Annotated in this window: 12 protein-coding genes; 6 read left to right on the plus strand and 6 right to left on the minus strand. The window is 70.1% G+C overall.

Annotated elements, in window-relative coordinates; translation table 11 throughout:
* Positions 1 to 313: 313 nt before the first annotated feature.
* From ABGB05_RS23020 to ABGB05_RS23035, 4 genes are all read left to right on the plus strand, one after another.
* A complete protein-coding gene (locus tag ABGB05_RS23020; RefSeq protein ID WP_347655539.1) occupies positions 314 to 1,516 on the plus strand; it encodes a hypothetical protein in 1,203 nt (400 codons plus the stop codon).
* A gap of 4 nt (positions 1,517 to 1,520) precedes the next feature.
* Positions 1,521 to 2,234, plus strand: a complete 714-nt coding sequence (locus tag ABGB05_RS23025; protein ID WP_347655540.1) for a class F sortase — start codon at positions 1,521 to 1,523, stop codon at positions 2,232 to 2,234.
* Between the two features lie 285 nt (positions 2,235 to 2,519).
* Positions 2,520 to 3,260, plus strand: a complete 741-nt coding sequence (locus ABGB05_RS23030) for a hypothetical protein (protein ID WP_347655541.1) — start codon at positions 2,520 to 2,522, stop codon at positions 3,258 to 3,260.
* Positions 3,244 to 4,050 (plus strand): class F sortase, encoded by an 807-nt coding sequence (locus tag ABGB05_RS23035; protein WP_347655542.1) that lies wholly within the window; start codon positions 3,244 to 3,246, stop codon positions 4,048 to 4,050. Before ABGB05_RS23030 ends, ABGB05_RS23035 begins: the two co-directional genes overlap by 17 nt.
* Positions 4,051 to 4,140: 90 nt before the next feature.
* Here ABGB05_RS23035 and ABGB05_RS23040 read toward each other — a convergent pair whose 3' ends face one another.
* Positions 4,141 to 9,213, minus strand: coding sequence for an NAD-glutamate dehydrogenase (locus ABGB05_RS23040; RefSeq protein ID WP_347655543.1), 5,073 nt, complete (start codon positions 9,211 to 9,213; stop codon positions 4,141 to 4,143).
* Between the two features lie 308 nt (positions 9,214 to 9,521).
* Between ABGB05_RS23040 and ABGB05_RS23045 the strand changes: the two genes are divergently transcribed.
* Complete coding sequence (locus tag ABGB05_RS23045) at positions 9,522 to 11,492, plus strand: penicillin-binding transpeptidase domain-containing protein (RefSeq protein WP_347655544.1); 1,971 nt, start codon at positions 9,522 to 9,524, stop codon at positions 11,490 to 11,492.
* Positions 11,493 to 11,564: 72 nt separating this feature from the next.
* On the opposite strand, the gene ABGB05_RS23050 is transcribed toward ABGB05_RS23045, so the two are convergent.
* Positions 11,565 to 11,792, minus strand: a complete 228-nt coding sequence (locus ABGB05_RS23050) for a TM2 domain-containing protein (protein WP_347655545.1) — start codon at positions 11,790 to 11,792, stop codon at positions 11,565 to 11,567.
* 856 nt (positions 11,793 to 12,648) lie between these two features.
* Between ABGB05_RS23050 and ABGB05_RS23055 the strand changes: the two genes are divergently transcribed.
* Positions 12,649 to 13,857, plus strand: coding sequence for a LuxR C-terminal-related transcriptional regulator (locus tag ABGB05_RS23055; RefSeq protein WP_347655546.1), 1,209 nt, complete (start codon positions 12,649 to 12,651; stop codon positions 13,855 to 13,857).
* Between the two features lie 174 nt (positions 13,858 to 14,031).
* Here ABGB05_RS23055 and ABGB05_RS23060 read toward each other — a convergent pair whose 3' ends face one another.
* The 4 genes from ABGB05_RS23060 to ABGB05_RS23075 are packed head-to-tail and all read right to left on the minus strand — an operon-like array spanning position 14,032 to position 18,113.
* The gene (locus tag ABGB05_RS23060) at positions 14,032 to 14,808 is read right to left on the minus strand and encodes a 2,3-dihydro-2,3-dihydroxybenzoate dehydrogenase (protein WP_347655547.1); all 777 of its coding nucleotides are present in this window, start codon (positions 14,806 to 14,808) and stop codon (positions 14,032 to 14,034) included.
* Positions 14,809 to 14,836: 28 nt separating this feature from the next.
* On the minus strand, positions 14,837 to 16,018 hold the full coding sequence (locus ABGB05_RS23065; RefSeq protein WP_347655548.1) for an FAD-dependent monooxygenase: 1,182 nt from the start codon (positions 16,016 to 16,018) through the stop codon (positions 14,837 to 14,839).
* 11 nt (positions 16,019 to 16,029) lie between these two features.
* Entirely contained in the window at positions 16,030 to 17,343 is a 1,314-nt protein-coding gene (locus tag ABGB05_RS23070; protein WP_347655549.1) for an AMP-binding protein, read from the minus strand.
* Positions 17,340 to 18,113, minus strand: a complete 774-nt coding sequence (locus ABGB05_RS23075; protein ID WP_347655550.1) for an amidohydrolase family protein — start codon at positions 18,111 to 18,113, stop codon at positions 17,340 to 17,342. The genes ABGB05_RS23070 and ABGB05_RS23075 overlap by 4 nt, the downstream gene beginning before the upstream one ends.

Raw genomic sequence — 18,113 nt, forward strand, 5'->3', positions numbered from 1 at the left:
CGGGTCAGGCAGGACGGAAACGGGCACCCGACGTGTTGCGCGGGCAGCCGGGCCGGGCGTCATCGAACGGGCGATCCCGACCCGGACGGCGACGGTCCGGGCGATCCGGCAGGGTTCCGGCCAGCTGGGGTGGGACCCGCCCGGCAAGGCCGCGACGGCGTGACCGGATCGAGCATGCGCATATCGCTCGTACCACCATGAGAAGCTTTTTCGGGTAAATGCCCGGAAAATCTGATGAAAGCTCACAAGCTCGTTAATCTCGGTCATGGCTCGTCTCCTCGAGCTGAAGCAAGAGGGAAGGATGACGACAGTCATGTCCAAGAAGTTCCTCGGCAAGGTGATCGCTGGAGCCGCCCTCGGCGGCGCGTCCCTACTCGTCTTCGCCCCCTCGGCTGCCCTCGCCGATGGCGCTCCCTACTCCGACGGCCACCACAGGGACGCCCTGGGCCGCGTCTTCGCAAAACCGCACGTGGTGAAGCCCGGACACGAGGTCAAGCTCATCGAGGTCTGCTCCGAGGAGCAGAAACACGCCTGGCTCTGGTCGAAGGTCACCGGGAAGGTCGACCTGACCCCGAAGAAGCACTCGTACCAGGACGACGACAAGAAGAAGTCCGAGCACAGCAACGGCTGGGACGACAAGAAGTCCGACAAGGGCGCCGAAAGCTGGAAGGACAGCACCGAACCCAAGGAGTACGAGGGCGGGGACTACCGGCAGGAGCGCGAGTACCAGGAGTTCCTGAAGTACAAGGAGCACCAGGAGTACCAGGAGTACCGCCGGTACAAGGAGAAGAAGGCGCCGGAGAAGTCGGCGTCCACCGAGGAGAAGGCAGCCAAGCCCGACGCGTCCGCAGGCGCGGTGCCGGCACCCTCCCAGGATTCGCGCGCGGAGCAGCCGGCCGACGGCTACCAGCCTCCGGACGCCGGTTCCGGCGGGATCGGTGGCGGCCTGCTCGCGGACGACGCCGCCACGAACGGCTGGGAGGACAGCAAGAAGGCCGAGGACCACAAGGCCTGGGAAGACAGCAAGAAGGCCGACGACCACAAGGCCTGGGAAGACGGCAAGAAGGCCGACGACCACAAGGCCTGGGAAGACGGCAAGGAAGCCGACGAGTACAAGGCCTGGCAGGACAGCAAGAAGGCCGACGAGTACAAGGCCTGGCAGGACAGCAAGAAGGCCGACGAGTACAAGGCCTGGCAGGACGGCAAGAAGGCCGACGACTACAAGGCCGAGAAGGAGAACGGGGGCTGGGAGCAGAAGGACGCGGCCAAGTACGAGTACTGGGCCAGCGTCAAGATCCCGTGGGACGCCAAGCCTGGCACGTACGACCTCAAGGGTTCGTGCGGTGAGGGCGAGCTGATCGTCGTGCCGAAGGGTTGGGTGGACGGCGGCGACGGCGGTAACACCGCCAGCAGCGGCGACAACCTCGCGGTCGGCGGGGTGGGGATGCTCGGGATGGCCGCGCTCGGTGGCCTGGTGCTGATGCGTCAGCGCCGTACCGATGAATCGCCCGCCTGACGCGGTGACGAGCGGAGCCGGCGGCCGTCCCGGGAAACCGTGGCGAGCCGCCGGCATCGGCTTCGTCGCCCTGCTCGCCCTGGTCGGGGCGGGCCTGATCGGTGCCGCGTGGAACGCGCCGGATCCCGTCACCCCACCGCAACCGCAGCCTGCCGCGGCGCCGGGCAACGTCGACCCGTCGACGACCGGACCGGCGGACGGATCCGAGCTGCCCGATCCGGTGTCGCCGACCCCCGACCCCACGCCGGGTACCAGGGCTCTGCCCCGGTCCGAGCCGGTACTGGTGAACATCTCGAAAATCGGGGTCGCCGCGGCGATCATGCCGGTCGGGGTCACCCCCGAGGGCATGGTCCAGGTACCTCCGCTGAGCAAGGCGCACCTTGCCGGCTGGTACCAGCCCGGTCCGGCTCCCGGCGAGTCGGGCAACTCCGTGATCGTCGGTCACGTCGACTCCAGGGAGCTCGGGCCGGCGGTCTTCTTCCGACTCGGCGCCCTGCTGCCGGGTGACCGGATCGAGGTGGTCCGGAAGGACGGCTCCACCGCCGCGTTTGTTGTCGACAGCGTCAAGTCCTACCCGAAGACGAACTTTCCCACCGAGCTCGTCTACGGCCCCGCGTCGCGGCCAGGGCTTCGCCTGGTGACCTGTGGGGGCGACTTCGACGAGCGGGTCGGTTCGTATCCGGACAACATCATCGCGTTCGCCACGCTGGCCGACTAGGCACGGCCGGCGAACGGTCACGACGCTCGGGGGCGGCGCTTGAAGCGCCGCCCCCGAGTGCGTCGTACCCGCCCTGGTCGGAAGACCGGTCAGGAGCGCAGCTAACCCCCAGACCGGGGAGTGAGGCAGCAACCGCGCAGTAAACGCAAAAGCCTCTCTACCACCCGAAGGCGATCGGATATCCGAAACAGCCATAATCGCGACATCGACTCACAAACTAACTAGCGTCAGTCCTAGCCCGGCTCTCGTCGGGCCAACCCAACGGGGAAGGAGTGACTACGCGTCATGAGTAGGAAGTTGCTGGGAAAGGTGATGGCGGGCGCGGGTCTCGGCGCCGCGTCGTTATTGATCTGCGCACCCGGAACCGCCGTGGCGGACGACGGACCCCGCCACGACCCGGGGTACCGGGGCTACCTCAAGACCGAGCCGAAGGGCGTGAAGCCGGGAGCCAAGTTCAAGATCACCTTGACCTGCTTCTCCCCGGAAGAGCGCGCCTGGGCCTCCTCCAAGATCACGGGCAAGCTCCGACTCAAGCCGGTGACGCCCAACGGGCAGGAGCCACCGGCGAACGGTGACGACGACGAGGTTGTCCAGCCGACGCCCCCCGGTCAGCCGGGCCAGCCGGGTCAGCCGGGCCAGCCCGGAGGGGGCGAACCGCAGCCGCCCAGCGGCGGCGGGGAGCAACCGGGCCTGCCGGGCGACGGGCAGCCCGGACTGCCGGACGACCTCCAGCCGCAGGCCCGCAGCGGCGGAGAGGGCGGCCAGGCCGACGGCCACCGGCACACCTACCGGTACTGGGCCTGGGCGAAGGTGCCGTGGAAGACCAAGCCCGGCCACTACGCCGCCAAGGGCTCCTGCGGCATCGGAACCATCGTCGTACTGCCGGCGGGCGCCGTTCCCGGCGGTGACGGTGGCGCCACCACCGACGGCAGCCGGGCCGTGGCGGGGGCCGGAATGCTCGGGGCAGCCGCGGTCGGCGGCTTCCTGCTGATGCGCCGACGTCGCACCGATGGCTCGCTCGCCTGAGGTGGACACCGGGAGCGCCGGCGGCCGGCACGGGCGACCGTGGCGTGCCGCCGGCGTACTTCTGGTCGCCCTCCTCGCCCTCGGCGGCACCGCGACGCTCACCGCGGGCCTCAATCCGGCACCGGCCCAACCGCCTCAGCCGGCCGACGTGGTGACCGGCGCCGCACTCGATCCGACCCCGGAGCTCGGCGAGGAGTCCGGCGTGGACGTGGAGCCCGGGCCGGAACCCGAGCCCGACTGGGCGTCCGGCTGGACCGAGAGCGGGCCGACCCCGGGCCAGGCCACCCCACCCACCGGCCCGGGTCGGCCGTCCCCGACCGGACCCGCACCGCTGCCCCGGTCCGAACCCGTGAAGATCACCATCCCGAAGATCAAGGTCAACGCCACGATCATCTCGGTCGGGCTGAACGCCGACGGCACGGTCCAGGTGCCGTCGCTGAAGCAGGCGCACCTCGCCGGCTGGTACAAGGTCGGGGTCAGCCCCGGGGAGATCGGCAACGCCGTGGTGGTCGGGCACGTCGACTCGGCCGCGATGGGCCCGGCCGTCTTCTTCCGGCTCGGCGCGCTCAAACCCGGCGACCGGATCCAGGTGACCCGCGCCGACGGCAGTGTCGTACGGTTCGCCGTCGACACCGTCAGGTCGTACCCGAAGACCGCGTTCCCGGCCGAGCTCGTCTACGGGAGCAGCGACGACGCCCGACTCCAGGTGGTCACCTGCGGCGGTGTCTTCGACCGGAAGAAGGGCAGCTACCCCAACAACATCGTGGTGTCGGCGACCCGGACCGGCTGACCGGGAACCGCACCGTCACACACCGGGTTGTCGCCGAGGTCCGATCGGACCTCGGCGACAACGTCGTGACCGATTCACCCGCGACGGCGGTCAGCCCGCCGCCGAGGTACGCACCAGGGTGCGGATCTGCCGCAACAGAACCGAGAGCGCCGCCAGGTCGGCCCGCGACTCGTCGAACTCCCCGATCGCCTTACGGGTACGGGTGATCGAGATGGCGTTCGACCGCTCCCACTCCTGCACCCGCTCCTCCGGCGGCAGATCGGCCGACGTGGCGCCGAGCACCTCGGCGGTGAGTGCGGCCAGTGCCGCGTACAGGTCGTAACGCAGCGCCATCCGGGCCAGCGTCTGCCAACGGTCCTCCCGGGGCAGCAGGGAGATCTTCGACAGCAGCGAGTCGACCCGGAACCGGTCCGACAGGACAAAGTAGACCGAAGCCACCTCGCCGACGTCGCGTCCGGTGCCGGCGGCGGTCTCCACCACGTCGAGCAGGCCGAAGCTGTACATCAGCCGGGTCGCCCGCTCCGCCAGGTCCCGGGGCAGGCCCCGCTCCACCGAGAACTCGATGTGCGCCTCCAGCGCCGCCCGCTCGCCACCCACGAAGAGGTTTCCCAGCTCGGGCAGGAGCCGGGCCACCCCGTCGCTGAGCCGGTCGATCTCGGTCGGTACGTCGATCGGCGAACGCCGGTTGGTGACCAGCCAGCGGACCGCGCGGTCGAGCAGTCGACGGGTGTCCAGGTAGATCGCGGTCTGCACCTCGGTCGGCACCCGGTTGTCCAGCGCCTCGATGTCGGCCCAGACCTCGCCCAGCCGGAACACCTCCCGGACCACCACGTACGCCCGGATCACGTCCGCCGCCGAGGCACCGGTCTCCTCCACCACCCGGTAGATGAACGAGATGCCGCCCCGGTTGACCGCCTCGTTGACCAGGACCGTGGTGACGATGTCCCGGCGCAGCCGGTGCTCCGCCATCCGGTCGGCGTACCGCTCGCGCAGCGGGGTCGGGAAGTAGCCGGCGAGCACCTCCGAGGTCCACTCCTCGTCGGGCAGGCTGTCGGCCAGGATCTCCCGCTCCAGCACGATCTTGACGTACGCCAGCAGCACCGCGAACTCCGGCGCGGTGAGTCCGGAGTCGGTCCGGACCGCCAGCTCCTCGTCCGGCGGCAGCGCCTCCAGCTCCCGGTTGAGGTGACCGGCCCGCTCGAAGTCGCTGATCATCCGGCGGTGCACCGGCAGCAGCGACGGCGCCTGGGCCAGCGCGTTGCCGATCGCCCGGGCCTGGTCGTAGTTGTCCCGCAGCACCAGTTCGGTGACCTCGTCGGTCATCTCGGCCAGCAACGTGTCCCGATCCTCGCGGGTCAGCTCGCCGTCGGCGACCGACGCGCCGAGCAGGATCTTGATGTTCACCTCGTGGTCGGAGGTGTCCACCCCGGCCGCGTTGTCGATGAAGTCGGTGAAGATCCGGCCGCCCGCGACGGCGTACTCGATCCGGCCGACCTGGGTGAAGCCCAGGTTGCCGCCCTCGCCGACCACCCGGCAGCGCAGGTCCTTGCCGTCCACCCGGATCGGGTCGTTGGACTTGTCCCCGACCTCGGCGTTCGACTCCGACGACGCCTTCACGTAGGTGCCGATGCCGCCGTTCCAGAACAGGTCGACCGGCGCGGTCAGGATCGCCCGCATCAGCTCCGGCGGCGACATCGACTCGGTCCCGGAGTCGAGGTCGAGCGCCGCCCGGACCTCCGGGGTGATCGTGATCGACTTCGCGGTACGCGGGAAGACGCCACCACCGGCCGAGATCAGCTCGGCGTTGTAGTCCGCCCACGACGACCGCGGGACGTCGAACAGCCGCCGCCGCTCGGCGTACGAGACGGCCGCGTCCGGGTTCGGGTCCAGGAAGATGTGCCGGTGGTCGAAGGCGGCCACCAGCCGGATGTGCTCGGAGAGCAACATCCCGTTGCCGAAGACGTCGCCGGACATGTCACCGACCCCGACCACGGTGAAGTCCTGGCTCTGGGTGTCGATCCCCATGTCCCGGAAGTGCCGCTTCACCGACTCCCAGGCACCCCGGGCGGTGATCCCCATCTTCTTGTGGTCGTAGCCGGCCGAGCCGCCGGAGGCGAACGCGTCGGCCATCCAGAACCCGTTGCGTACCGAGATCTCGTTGGCGATGTCGGAGAAGGTCGCCGTTCCCTTGTCCGCCGCCACCACCAGGTACGGGTCGTCGCCGTCGTGCCGGACCACCTCCTGCGGCGGCACGATCCGCCCGCCGACCAGGTTGTCGGTCACGTCCAGCATGGCGGAGATGAACTCCTGGTAGCAGGCGACCGCCTCGTCCCGGTCCCCCGGCTTCTGCTTCAACACGAAGCCGCCCTTGGCACCGACCGGCACGATCACCGCGTTCTTCACCATCTGCGCCTTGACCAGGCCGAGCACCTCGGTCCGGAAGTCCTCCCGCCGGTCCGACCAGCGGATACCGCCCCGGGCCACCGGGCCGAACCGCAGGTGCACACCCTCGAAACGCGGCGAGTAGACGAAGATCTCGTACTTCGGGCGCGGTGCCGGCAGGTCCGGCACCGCCTGCGGGTCGAGCTTGAACGCCACGTACGGCTTCGGCCGCCCGTCGGTACGCCGCTGGTAGAAACTCGTCCGCAGGGTGGCCTGGATCAGCGTCAGGTACGACCGCAGGATCCGGTCCTGGTCGAGGCTGCTCACCTCGTCGAGCTGCTGCCCGATCGAGGTGACCAGTTCCTTGCTGCGCAGCGTGCGCTCCTCGGCGGTCAGCCCGAGCAGCGGCGAGAACCGGGTCTCGAAGAGGTCGACAAGCGACCCGGCGAGTTCCGGGTACGCAATGAAGGTGGACTCCATGTAGTCCTGTGAGAAGACGGTTCCCGCCTGCCGCAGGTACTTCGCGTACGCCCGCAGCACCACCACCTGCCGCCAGGTCAGCCCGCCGCGCAGCACCAGCTCGTTGAAGCCGTCGACCTCGGCCTCGCCCCGCCAGGTGGCGGAAAAGGCGTTCTCCACGTGGGGCCGGACCTCGGTCAGGTCGCGGGCACCGTCCGGCAACTCGAGGCCGAAGTCGTAGAGGTAGATCCGGCCGTCGATCCGCTCCACCTCGTACGGGTGCTCGTCGACCACCCGTACCCCGAGCGAGTGCAGGACGGGCAGGACGGCGGAGAGCATCATCGGCTCGCCGTACCGGTAAACCTTGAACCGGACGTCCTCGGCGGCGGCCGGCTTGCCACCCTCCGCCTCCGTGCCCACCGCCGCGGTCGGGCGGGGCGGGGCGAACTTGCGGAACATGTGCATCTCGAGCTGGCCCGGCTCCTCGAGCAGTTCCAGCTTGGCGAGGTCCTTCATCGCCTCGTACGGGGTGTGCCCGTCCTTGTACCCCTCGGGGAAGGCGTCGGCGTACCGGGTGAAGAGGTGTTTGGCCTGCTCGTCACCGAGCTTGCGTTCCAACACCAGCCGGTAGTCGTCGTCCCAGAGTCGGGTGGCGTCGGCCAGTTCCTCGGCGAGCAGATCGGCGTCGAGGTCGCCGGGCGGGTTGGCCGGGTCGGTCCGGACGATGAAGTGCACCCGGGCGAGCATGGACTCGGTCACCCGGGTGGTGTAGTCGACGCCGACCCCGTTCAACTCACGGAGCAGGATCTCCTGCATGCGCAACCGGTTCTGGGTGGTGAACCGGTCCCGGGGCAGGTAGATCAGGCAGGAGATGAACCGGCCGTAGCCGTCGCGGCGCAGGAAGACCCGCAACTGGCGGCGGCCGGCCATCCGGAGCACGCCGATGACCGCCTGGTAGAGGTCGTCGGTCTTGATCTGGAAGAGCTCGTCGCGGGGGTAGGTTTCCAGGATCTGCAGCAGGTCCTTGCCGGAGTGGCTGCGCGGGCTGAGCCCGGAGCGGTCCAGCACCTCGGCGACCTTGCGTCGGACCACCGGCAGTTCCCGGACGCTGGTCCGGTACGCCGCGGTGGCGAGCAGGCCGAGGAACCGCCGCTCGCCGACCACCTCGCCGGCCTCGTTGAAGATCTTGAACCCGATGTAGTCCAGGTACGCCGAGCGGTGCACGGTCGCCCGGGAGTTCGCCTTGGTGATGATCAGCAGACGCTTCTCCCGCACCTTGGCGGCCGCCTCCGGAGTCATCGAGGAGAGCGTGCGCGGGATGGTGGAGTCCTGGCGCAGGATGCCGAGGCCGGTGCCGAGCACCGCCTGCAACGCGCTCCCGTTCTCGGTGTCGACGAGGCGGTACTCGCGGTAGCCGAGGAACGTGAAGTGTTCGTGGGCCAACCAGCGGAGCAGCTCCACCGAGTCGGTGATGTCCTTTTCCGGCACCGGTGGGCGGTTCTCCGCCGTACGGGCGGCGGCCAGCTCGTCGGCGAGGGCGAGGGCCCGCTGGCGCATCTTCGGCCAGTCCTCCACCGCCTCCCGGACATCGGTCAGTACCCGCTGCAGCTCGGACCGGAGTCGGGCCCGGTCCTGGTCGCCGCGGATCGGATCCACCTCGATCCGCATCCAACTTTCCACGATGTCGCCGTCGATCGCGTCGTCCGGCTCGACGTCGGCTGCGACCTCGGTCAACCGGCCGAGCGGCTCCCGGCGGACCACGACCAGCGGGTGCACCAACAGGTGGACGTCAAGGTGGTGGCCGGTGAGCAGCGCGGTGACCGAATCCACCAAAAAGGGCATATCGTCTGTAACGATCTCAATGACGGTGTGCTGCTGCTCCGGCGCCGGCTCGTGAATCCGCAACTTCAACTCGCCCGGCACCCGCTGCCGGGCCAACTCCCGATGCTCCCGCGCGGCGGCCAGCATCTCCTCCGCGGTGAACCCGATCAGCTCCTCGTCCGGGGCGAACCGCCAGAACCGGTCGACCAGGGTCGCCACGTCGTGGTCGTCGCCGGCCAGCGCCACCGCCTGGGCGACCAGCCGCTCGGCGTTCGGCACCGGCTCGTCGAGATCCGCGTCCTCGACGTCGTCGGCCAGCGCCTCCGCGGGTAAGCCCAGGTCGTACAGGGTGTCGATGCTGGCCCCCGGCACGCCGGTGACCCCCGAGGCGAGCCGAGAACCCGCCCCGTCGTCGTCGACCGCCGAATCGTAGCTGTCGTCCCGACCAGCGTAAGCCGGCCGAAGAGCGGGTTCCGGTGTGATCGCCGGACGCCGGTTCATCGGTGCCACTCCCCTCGACCCACCACGCCGTGGGTCACTCTCCGCCCAGACTAGGCCCTGCCGATCCACCCGCCTGTCAGCGGACCGCCGGCCGGACGTCCGGAGCTGGACGTTGTCCCGTCACCCGTTGCGGATAGCGGGCACGCCCGCCCCGGATTACCCACACTGCCCCTGCCATCACCCACCGCACCGGGTCCGCCACCGGAAGTCCGGCACGCGGGCGCATGGACGGGCGGCGGCGTACTACCGTCATGCTGCCGCCGGTGGCTGTCACGGCGGCGGGCACACCCGAAAGGTGACGACACGGCATGCGCTTGCGGTATCCACCCCATCGACCTCCTCTCCGGTGGGCACGGCGTCGACTGCCGGTCCTCGCCCTCGCCGGCCTACTGCTCGGCACCGGATCCCTCGCCGCCTGCTCCGAGTCCCCCGGGCCGGAGCAGGCGGTCGACGCGTTCCTCGCCGGCTGGCGCGGCGGTGACCTCAACCCGGTCGGCTTCCGCAACCCCGCCGGGCAGCGGGTCCCGGCCACGGACGTGGCCGAGGAGATCAAACAACTCTCCGGCGACCTGGCCAAGACCCCACCCGCGCTCCGTCGGGAGGGTGCGGCGAAGATCACAGAGAACCGCGCGACCGCCACGGTACGGGTCGACTGGACGTTGCCGGGTGACACCCACTGGAGCTACCCGTCCGAGCTGCGTCTCACGCGTGGCGACGACGACAACTGGCAGATCATCTGGGAGCCGAAGGTGGTCCAGCCGCAGCTCACCAGCGGAGACCAGCTGGCGGTACGTCGGCTACCGGCAGCCCGGGCGCCGATCACCGACGCGGCCGGCGCGGAGATCGTCCGCCCCCGGCCGGTGGTCCTGGTCGGCGTGCAGCCGGACCAGGTGACCGACGCACCGGACCTGGCGAAGAAGCTGGACGCGGCGTTCCGGGCGATCCGGCCCCGGATCGAGCCCCCGATCGATGTCTCCGACCTGCCGGACCGGCTGAAGGAGGCGAAGCCGAACGCCTTCGTCGACGTGGTGAGCCTGCGCCGGGAGGCGTACCTGCAGATCAAGCCCCGGATCTACGACCTGCCGGGCACGAAGTTCCGCGACGAGCAACGCGAACTCGCCCCGACCCGGGACTTCGCCCGGGCCCTGCTCGGCTCGGTCGATCCGGTCCAGGCCGACGACATGACGGCCGACCCCGGGGTTTACGAACTCGGCGACACGGTCGGACACGGTGGTCTCCAGGGCCGGTACGAGAAGCAGTTGCGCGGCACGGTCGGCACCAGTGTGATCATCGCGAGCAGGCGGCCCGACGGTTCGGTCACCCCGACCGGCACCGAGCTGTTCCGGCAGGAGCCGAAACAGGGCGCCCCGGTGAAGACCACCCTCGACGTACCGACCCAGACCGCGGCCGACAACGCGCTACAGGGTGTCCGACAACGCAGCGCCCTGGTCGCGGTACGGATCAGCGACGGCACCGTACTCGCCGCCGCCAACGGCAACACCGCCGAGAACCTCGCCTTCACCGCCCAGGTGCCGCCCGGCTCCACCTTCAAGATGGTGAGCGCGCTCGGCCTGCTCGACGCCGGTGCGGTCGCCCTCGACACTCCGGTCGACTGCCCGAAGACGTTCACCGTGGAGGGACGGTCGTTCAAGAACTCCGACAACTTCGCGCTCGGCACGGTGCCGTTCCGGGTCGACTTCGCCAAGTCGTGCAACACCGCGTTCGCCGCACTCGCGCCGAAGCTGGGCCCGGACGGGCTGGCCGCCGCCGGCCGCAGCCTCGGCCTGGAGGGGACCTGGCAGCTCGGTGTCGACGCGTTCAGTGGCAAGGTCTCGACCGGCGGTCCGGCCCCCGAACGGGCCGCCGCCGCGTTCGGGCAGGGCACCACGCTGGTCAGCCCGCTGGCCATGGCGGCGGCCACCGCCGGGGTGGCCCGAGGCCAGTGGCAGCAGCCGAAACTGGTCCTGGAACCGGCTCCCGGTGAGTCCGCGCCGCCCGGCCCGCAGCTGAAGGCCGGCTCGGTCGAACCACTGCGGACCATGATGCGCGAGGTGGTCACCGGCGGCACCGCGACCGCACTGCGGGACGTGCCGGGTAAACCGGTCTACGGCAAGACCGGCACCGCCGAGTACGACGACAACCCGGCGCACACCCACGCCTGGTTCGTTGGCTGGCAGGGGGACGTCGCGATCGCGGTTTTCGTCGAGAAGGGTGGGTCGAGTTCGGCCACGGCCGTCCCGATCGCGGAGAGGTTCCTGCGCGACCTCGCCGGAAACTGAGTCCGTCCGTAGGCAGCCACGACAGCGGCCCCGAACCGGACGGTTCGGGGCCGCTGTCGTAACCGACCGGGGTCAGCGGGCCAGCTCGAGGCCCTGCTTGTCGGTGAACTTGCCGATGAGGATCATGATGAAGTCGATCAGCACCCAGAGGCCGAGGCCACCGAAGGTGACGATCATGAGAATGCCGGTGCCGATCTTGCCGACGTAGAACCGGTGCACGCCGAACCCGCCGAGGAAGAAGCAGAGCAGCACCGCGACGAGCCAGGACTTCTGGCCGGCCGCCTGACCGGTAGCGGACATCATTATTCCTTTCAGGACACACAAGCAGAGGGGTACGCCGAGGGGGTTCGGCGCCACGGTGCCGCCGGACGACAGTCCGGGTGGCACAACGAACGCGCACATTACCGCAGACAGGCACCTCAGGCTGCCCCGCTGGCCGGTAGGTCGACGGCGTCTGACCGGACGTCTCACCCGCGCACGTCCGGCGGGTGGATTCCGGCGCACAATCCGCCCACCCGTCCGGGCGAACCGACCGCGTCGGACTTCCGCCTCCGTACCCGTGGTCGGATCACCAGCGAGGAGTCCGGGGTCACGGCGCCAGACTGCCGGTCTCCCGGTGAGACCGCGCGGGTGCGGACGACCCGACGCCGACCGCCGAACGAACCATCCGTACCGAGAACCTCGATCCGCCGGACCACCATCCCGTGTTCACGCCATTTGGTAAACCTCGATCGTCGACGTGGATGACCCACGTCACCACGAGAATCACGCATACACCCGATGCCCGTGACGTGATCCAGAGAAACAATCGGGCGGGACGAACGGCATGAGCGGTTCCGCCGCAGCCACAAGTCGACCCGGTTACCGGCCGTCGACCAGCAGGGAAACGAAACCTTGCCAGGGCGACCGCTATCCGCCCAGCGCAGCGCGGCGCCGGGCCCGACATCCGATTTTGGCCGATTGCCGCAGAGTGGACGGTCGAGACAGAGATAGGCGTACCCAAATCGGGGTTGACGACATGGAAGACTATTTCAGAGGTGGTTCACAGGCACGCCGGGTAATCTCCGCTGGCGCCCGCGAGCCGACGACCGAGAGGAATATCCCGGCCTGAGGAGACCAGCGACACGCATGCGACCACATGTAGAACGGGGGAAGAATGTGGCGAATCACGCACGACAGACGTGGCACCATCGACAAGCTGACAGACCTGATCGTCCGGTCCGACGGCCCGACGACGACCCGGGCACTCGTCGTCGAGGGCGGTGAGGGCGTCGGCAAGAGCCACCTGCTTCGGGAGGGGGTCGCGCTCGCGCGCGAACAGGGGCTCCAGGTGCTCGGCCCGCTCGACGGACGTGATCTGACCGACTGTCCGAGTTGCTGCGACGGGGTGTCTCCGCCGCCACCGCGGACCGAACACGCCGGTCCGGCGGTGACCAGCCTCGACGTCCCGTTGTTCGTTGCTGTCGACGACGCGCACCTGGCCGATCCCGACCAACTGACCCGCGAGATCCGTCACCTCAACCGGAACCACCGGGCCAGCGTCACCTGGTTGGTCACCGTCCGCCCGCCACACCGGCTCACCGCCGTCCCCGTCGACGAGGTGAGCTACGCGGCCCTTGCCGACCTGCCTGACGACGCGGTCGCCCGACTGGTCACCGAAATGCTCGACGCTCCACCGTCAGCCGCGCTCTCGACGTTTCTCGCCCAGGCCGGGGGAAACCCACGGATGATGACCGCGCTGCTCACCGGACTCGCCGAGGAGGGCGCGCTGCACCAGGTCGACGGACGCATCCAACTCCTGCGCGAGACCATGCCCGAGCGGGTGACCCAACTCGTACGCGGACGACTCAACGCGCTCTCGCCGCGCTGCCGCCGGATGCTGCAGATGGCCGCGGTACTCGACGAGAAGTTCTGCCCGATCGCCATGGCCAGCTTCATGACCGAGCCGGTCACGAGCCTGCTGCCACTGTTCGAGGAGGCGATCGACGCCGGGCTGATAAGAACCGGGGACGGCCCGCGTCTGGCGTTCTGCAACACGCTGCTGTGGCGGGCGATCCGGGACAGCGCCCCAACCTATCTGCACGCGGCGTTACAGGAAACGGCGAGACATCGACCGGACGAGCGGCCGCCACTCGACACGGTCTGGACGGGCCTCGCCGAGAACGAGCAGTTGATCGCGCGACTCGCCGGTGAGGGGCTCACCAACCAGCAGATCGCCCGCCGCGTATACCTCTCGCCACACACCGTCAACTACCACCTCCGGCGCATCTTCCGGAAGCTCAAGGTCAACTCCCGGATCGAGTTGGCCAAGATGGTGGCTGACTTCGAACCGGTCCCGCGCACATCGGTCAAGCCCGGTATCTGACCCACGGGGGGTGCGGGGCCGGCGCCCGGGCGCCGGCCCCGCCGACGGACCGCCTGTTCACGCCCGTCGTCTGTCGTGCCGTCGGCGCGGGCCCGAGCCGCCAGGCCGGACGCCCTGCCCCACCCTGGCGGTCCTGATCCCGCACCGCCCTGCCGGCCCGGTCCGCCGCCGGGATCACACCCCGAGCGTGGCCCCACCATCCACACACAGATCGTGCATGGTGATGTGCCCGGCGCGGTCGGAGAGCAGGAACGCGACCGCCTCGGCCACGTCCTCCGGCCTGGCCAGTTTGCGCAGCGGAATCCCCGTGCGATACGACTCCAACGACCCGGAGAGCGTGGCACGGGGGCCGCTCTCGTCAGTCCACAGACCCCGGAGCATCGGCGTGTCGGTCGAGCCGGGTGAAACGACGTTGCACCGGATGCCGTGTTCGGCGAGTTCGAGACCCAGGCACTTGGTGAACGCCGTCGCCGCCGCCTTCGACGCCGCGTACGCACCCATCCGTACCCTCGGCAGGTAGGCCGCGTTGGAGCTGACCGTGACGATCGCGCCGCCGCCGCGACGCACCATCCCCCGGGCCACCGCCCGGGAGAACTGGAACACCCCGTGCGTGTTGACGGCGAAGGCCGCCTCCCACTGCTCGTCGGTGAGTTCGATGAGCGGGCCCATCGGCAGCACCCCGGCGACGTTGACCAGGATGCCGACCGGTCCGAGCCGCTCCTCGACCAGGTCCACGCTACGGCTCACCGCCGCCGGGTCGCGCACATCGGTGGCGAAGGCGGTGCACCCCGTACCGATCTCCTCCACGGTCCGGGCGAGCAGGTGCGCATCGCGGTCGACCGCCGCCACCCAGGCGCCACGTTCGGTCAGGTCACGTGCGACCGCCCGGCCGATGCCCTGCCCGGCCCCGGTGACGATGGCCACCGTTCCCTTGATCCCGCTGTTGTCCATGCCTGTCCTCCCCGTTTGCGGTCGACCGTCAGCCCGTGCCGACCAGTTCCGCGTCGTGTCCGTACAGCCAGTCCTGGTGCGACAGGTCGGCCCGGTGACGCAGTGCCGCGTCGCGGTCCCGTTGCGCCACGCCGTCGGGCAGGTGCAGTGCCGTCGCGTTGCCCCGCGACCGCTGGTGCACCTGTGCGACCCGGGGCGCCCGGACCTCCTCGTAACGTCGCAACGCCCCGGCGACCCCGCCGTCCGTCCTGGCCAGGCACGCGGCGAGGGCGAACGCGTCCTCCACGGCCTGGTTGGCACCCTGGGCGAAGAACGGCAGCATCGGGTGCGCCGCGTCGCCGACGAGCGTCAGCCGGTCGGTGCTCCACCGGTCCACGGCGTCCCGATCGTGTAACGCCCACCGGCGGACCGGGTCGGCCTCGGCCAGCAGGTTGACCACGTCCGGGTGCCAACCCTGGTACGCCTTGCGCAGCTCGCCCGGATCCGCCTCGGCCGACCAGGACTCGACCTGCCAGTCGTCGGCGGGCACCGTCGCCCCGAAACTGATCCAGTCTCCGCCCGACACCGGATAGCAGACCACGTGCCGGCCCGGACCGAGCCAGAGCCGCACCCGGGGACGCTCCGCCAGGCTCGGCAGCCGATCCGCCCGAACCAGGCCCCGGTAGATCGTCTCGCCGGAGAAACGGGGCCGGTCCGGAAGCAGGGCCGCCCGGACCACCGAATGGATGCCGTCCGCGCCGACGACAAGGTCGGCCCGGTGGCCCTCCCCGGTGTCGAAGCCCAACTCCACCCCGTCCGGCCGCTCGCTGACCGAGCGGCAGCGCCGGCCGAGCCGCACCGGGTCGTCGGGCAGCAACGCGCGAAGGCAGCGGTGCAGGTCGGCTCGGTGAACCGTGTAGTACGGGGCGCCGTACCGCTGTTCACAGGCGTCACCGAGTTCCGTCACCATGATCAGCTCGCCGTCCTGCCAACGGCGCATCTCGATCGCCTCCGGACGTACCGCCACCCGGTCGAGTTCGCGGCCGAGCCCGAGCCGGCGCAGCAGCCGTACGGCGTTCGGCGCGAGTTGCAGGCCGGCCCCGACCTCTCCGAGCTGCGGCGCCTGCTCGAAAACCGTGCTGGCCAGCCCGAGCCGGGTCAGCCCGGCCGCGACGGTCAGACCGGCGATTCCCGCACCGACCACCGCAATCCGCGGATCGCGCTGTCCCACGGCAGATCCTCTCAGTAGTAGAGCAGGGCCTTGTCCCAGTCCTCGTCCGCGCCGAACAGACCGCGCGGCTTGACCACGTCGTGCACCCCGGTGAGTACGTGCTGCGGCACGAGCGTGCCGAGCGGCACGGCCGTCACCTCCACCGGCACGCCGTACTCCGCCTCGGCGGCCGCGGTCAGCGCCGACCGCGCCGCTGACCGGTGCTCGTCGGGCGCCTCGATCTCGACCCGCAGCCGGTCCGTTTCGGCGCGGGCCCGCCAGAACAACACCTCGTACTCGATCGGCAGCCCGTAGACCAGTTCCTCGACACGCTGCTGGGTGACCCGGGCGTCGCCGACCGGATATCCGAAGGCGGACCGGCCGAGGACCCGTACGGTCGGCAGCACCCAGCCGCACTCGCACGGCGCGTCGGAGACCTCGACCTCGTCCTCGAGGTTGTACCGCAGCAACGGCATGGCCCGCCGGTACAGGGGCGTGACCACGAGCTGGCCCCGCCCGCTGGTACCGACCTCACCTGTCGTCGGGTCGTAGACCTCGAAGACGGCCCGGTCCGCCCAGAGGTGCATACGACCGTTCGGGCACTCGCCGGCGAGGCTGCCGGTCTCGGTCGACCCGTACTCCTCGATGACCGGCACCCCCCACAACTCGCTGATCCGCGCACGCCGGGCGGCACTGAGCGGCTCGCCCCCGACGAAGAGGGCCCGCAGGGCGGGGAAGTCCGTACCCGGACGGTGGCCGGCGGCGCGGGCCGCCGCGGCCCAGAGCAGCGTCTCGGTCGGCATCGACCAGGTGAGGGTCACCCCGAGGTCGTGCAGCACCCGGATCACCCGCGAGTACGGCATGGCCAGCGAACGGTTGTCGCCCGGGACGACCGTGGCGCCGTGCAGTCGGGCCGCCGCGTGCGCCAGATGTCCGGTGATCATGAGCGCGTACGGGGTACGTACGAGAAAGGTGTCCTCGGCGGAGATGCCGATCCACTTGCGGGCGTACCGCTCGGCCAGGTCCACCCAGTCCGCGTCGGTGTAGTACGAGGCGGTCGGACGGCCGGCGGTCCCGCTCGACTCGTGGTACGTGGCCAGCTCCCGCCGGTCCACCGCGAGCAGGCCGAACGGGTACTGGTCCCGCAGGTCCTGTTTCGTGGTGAACGGCTGGGCCAACAACCCGGACCGGTCGGTCGGCGGCCGGTCGGCGAACCGCCGCCGGTAGAACGGCGAGGCTTCCGCCCAGCCCAGCATGGTCCCCAGTTGTGCGTTCTGCAGGATCAGCAGATCTTCCTCGGTTTTCCAGTCCCCGAGCTGCGGCAGCGACCGGTCGAGTATGGTCATTCGAATCTCCCGTCAGGCCCCGGATGTGTCCGGTCGAGCAGGCGGATGGCGTTCTCCCAGGCGACAAGCGCCCACTGCGCGGGTTCGAGCCCGACCGCCCGGTACTTCGCGAGTTCGACGGAGGGGTGTTGGAGAGGGAACTCCGAGCCGAAGAGCACCCGCCGGGCACCCAACCGGTCGATCGCGGCACGGAGGACCCCGCTGTATCCGCCCGATGTCTCGACCAGGATGTTCGGCACCGGCGCCACGAGGTCCACACCGTGGTAGTCGATGTTGCCGATACCGCTGTGCCCGAGGACGAAGGTCACCTCAGGGTGTCGGCCGGCCAGCCACGTCAGGTCGGCCACGGTGCAGCCCGGGCGGGTGAGGCAGACCAGGTAGACCGGGTGGGCCAGGCGCCCCGCCTCGGCGACGAACGCCTCCGTCCGAGGATCGGTCAGGGGCACACCGTGCACCGCGGGCGAGATCTCCAGCCCGTGGAACTCCGCCCCGCGGCGGGCGTAGTCGTCGACGGGGCGGTGCGGGTTGGCGAAGTAGAAGGGGACGAGTCGGCCGCCGGAGGCGGTACCGGCGGCAAGGACCGCCTCGTTGTCGGCGTCGGTCTCGACATGGCCGCCCTCCACGAGTTGCCGGGAGAGGCGGCGCAGGTCGATCGTGCCGCCGGCGGCGACCGCGGCCCGCTCGATCTGACACTCGTCGAGTACGGTGAGCAGCCGCTCGTACTCGCCCGGACGGGGCACGAGCCGGACGTGGAAATCGAAGACGGGCAT

Origin of the sequence: Plantactinospora sp. B5E13 (assembly GCF_039871775.1) — a bacterium.
Taxonomy (GTDB): domain Bacteria; phylum Actinomycetota; class Actinomycetes; order Mycobacteriales; family Micromonosporaceae; genus Plantactinospora.

Excerpts from the sequence above, each read along its gene's own strand:
- ABGB05_RS23050 (WP_347655545.1), bottom strand. The coding sequence starts at position 11,792 with ATGTCCGCTACCGGTCAGGCGGCCGGCCAGAAGTCCTGGCTCGTCGCG.
- ABGB05_RS23075 (WP_347655550.1), bottom strand. The coding sequence starts at position 18,113 with ATGCCCGTCTTCGATTTCCACGTCCGGCTCGTGCCCCGTCCGGGCGAG.
- ABGB05_RS23020 (WP_347655539.1), top strand. The coding sequence starts at position 314 with ATGTCCAAGAAGTTCCTCGGCAAGGTGATCGCTGGAGCCGCCCTCGGC.
- ABGB05_RS23030 (WP_347655541.1), top strand. The coding sequence starts at position 2,520 with ATGAGTAGGAAGTTGCTGGGAAAGGTGATGGCGGGCGCGGGTCTCGGC.
- ABGB05_RS23045 (WP_347655544.1), top strand. The coding sequence starts at position 9,522 with ATGCGCTTGCGGTATCCACCCCATCGACCTCCTCTCCGGTGGGCACGG.
- ABGB05_RS23035 (WP_347655542.1), top strand. The coding sequence starts at position 3,244 with ATGGCTCGCTCGCCTGAGGTGGACACCGGGAGCGCCGGCGGCCGGCAC.
- ABGB05_RS23060 (WP_347655547.1), bottom strand. The coding sequence starts at position 14,808 with ATGGACAACAGCGGGATCAAGGGAACGGTGGCCATCGTCACCGGGGCC.
- ABGB05_RS23040 (WP_347655543.1), bottom strand. The coding sequence starts at position 9,213 with ATGAACCGGCGTCCGGCGATCACACCGGAACCCGCTCTTCGGCCGGCT.
- ABGB05_RS23055 (WP_347655546.1), top strand. The coding sequence starts at position 12,649 with ATGTGGCGAATCACGCACGACAGACGTGGCACCATCGACAAGCTGACA.
- ABGB05_RS23070 (WP_347655549.1), bottom strand. The coding sequence starts at position 17,343 with ATGACCATACTCGACCGGTCGCTGCCGCAGCTCGGGGACTGGAAAACC.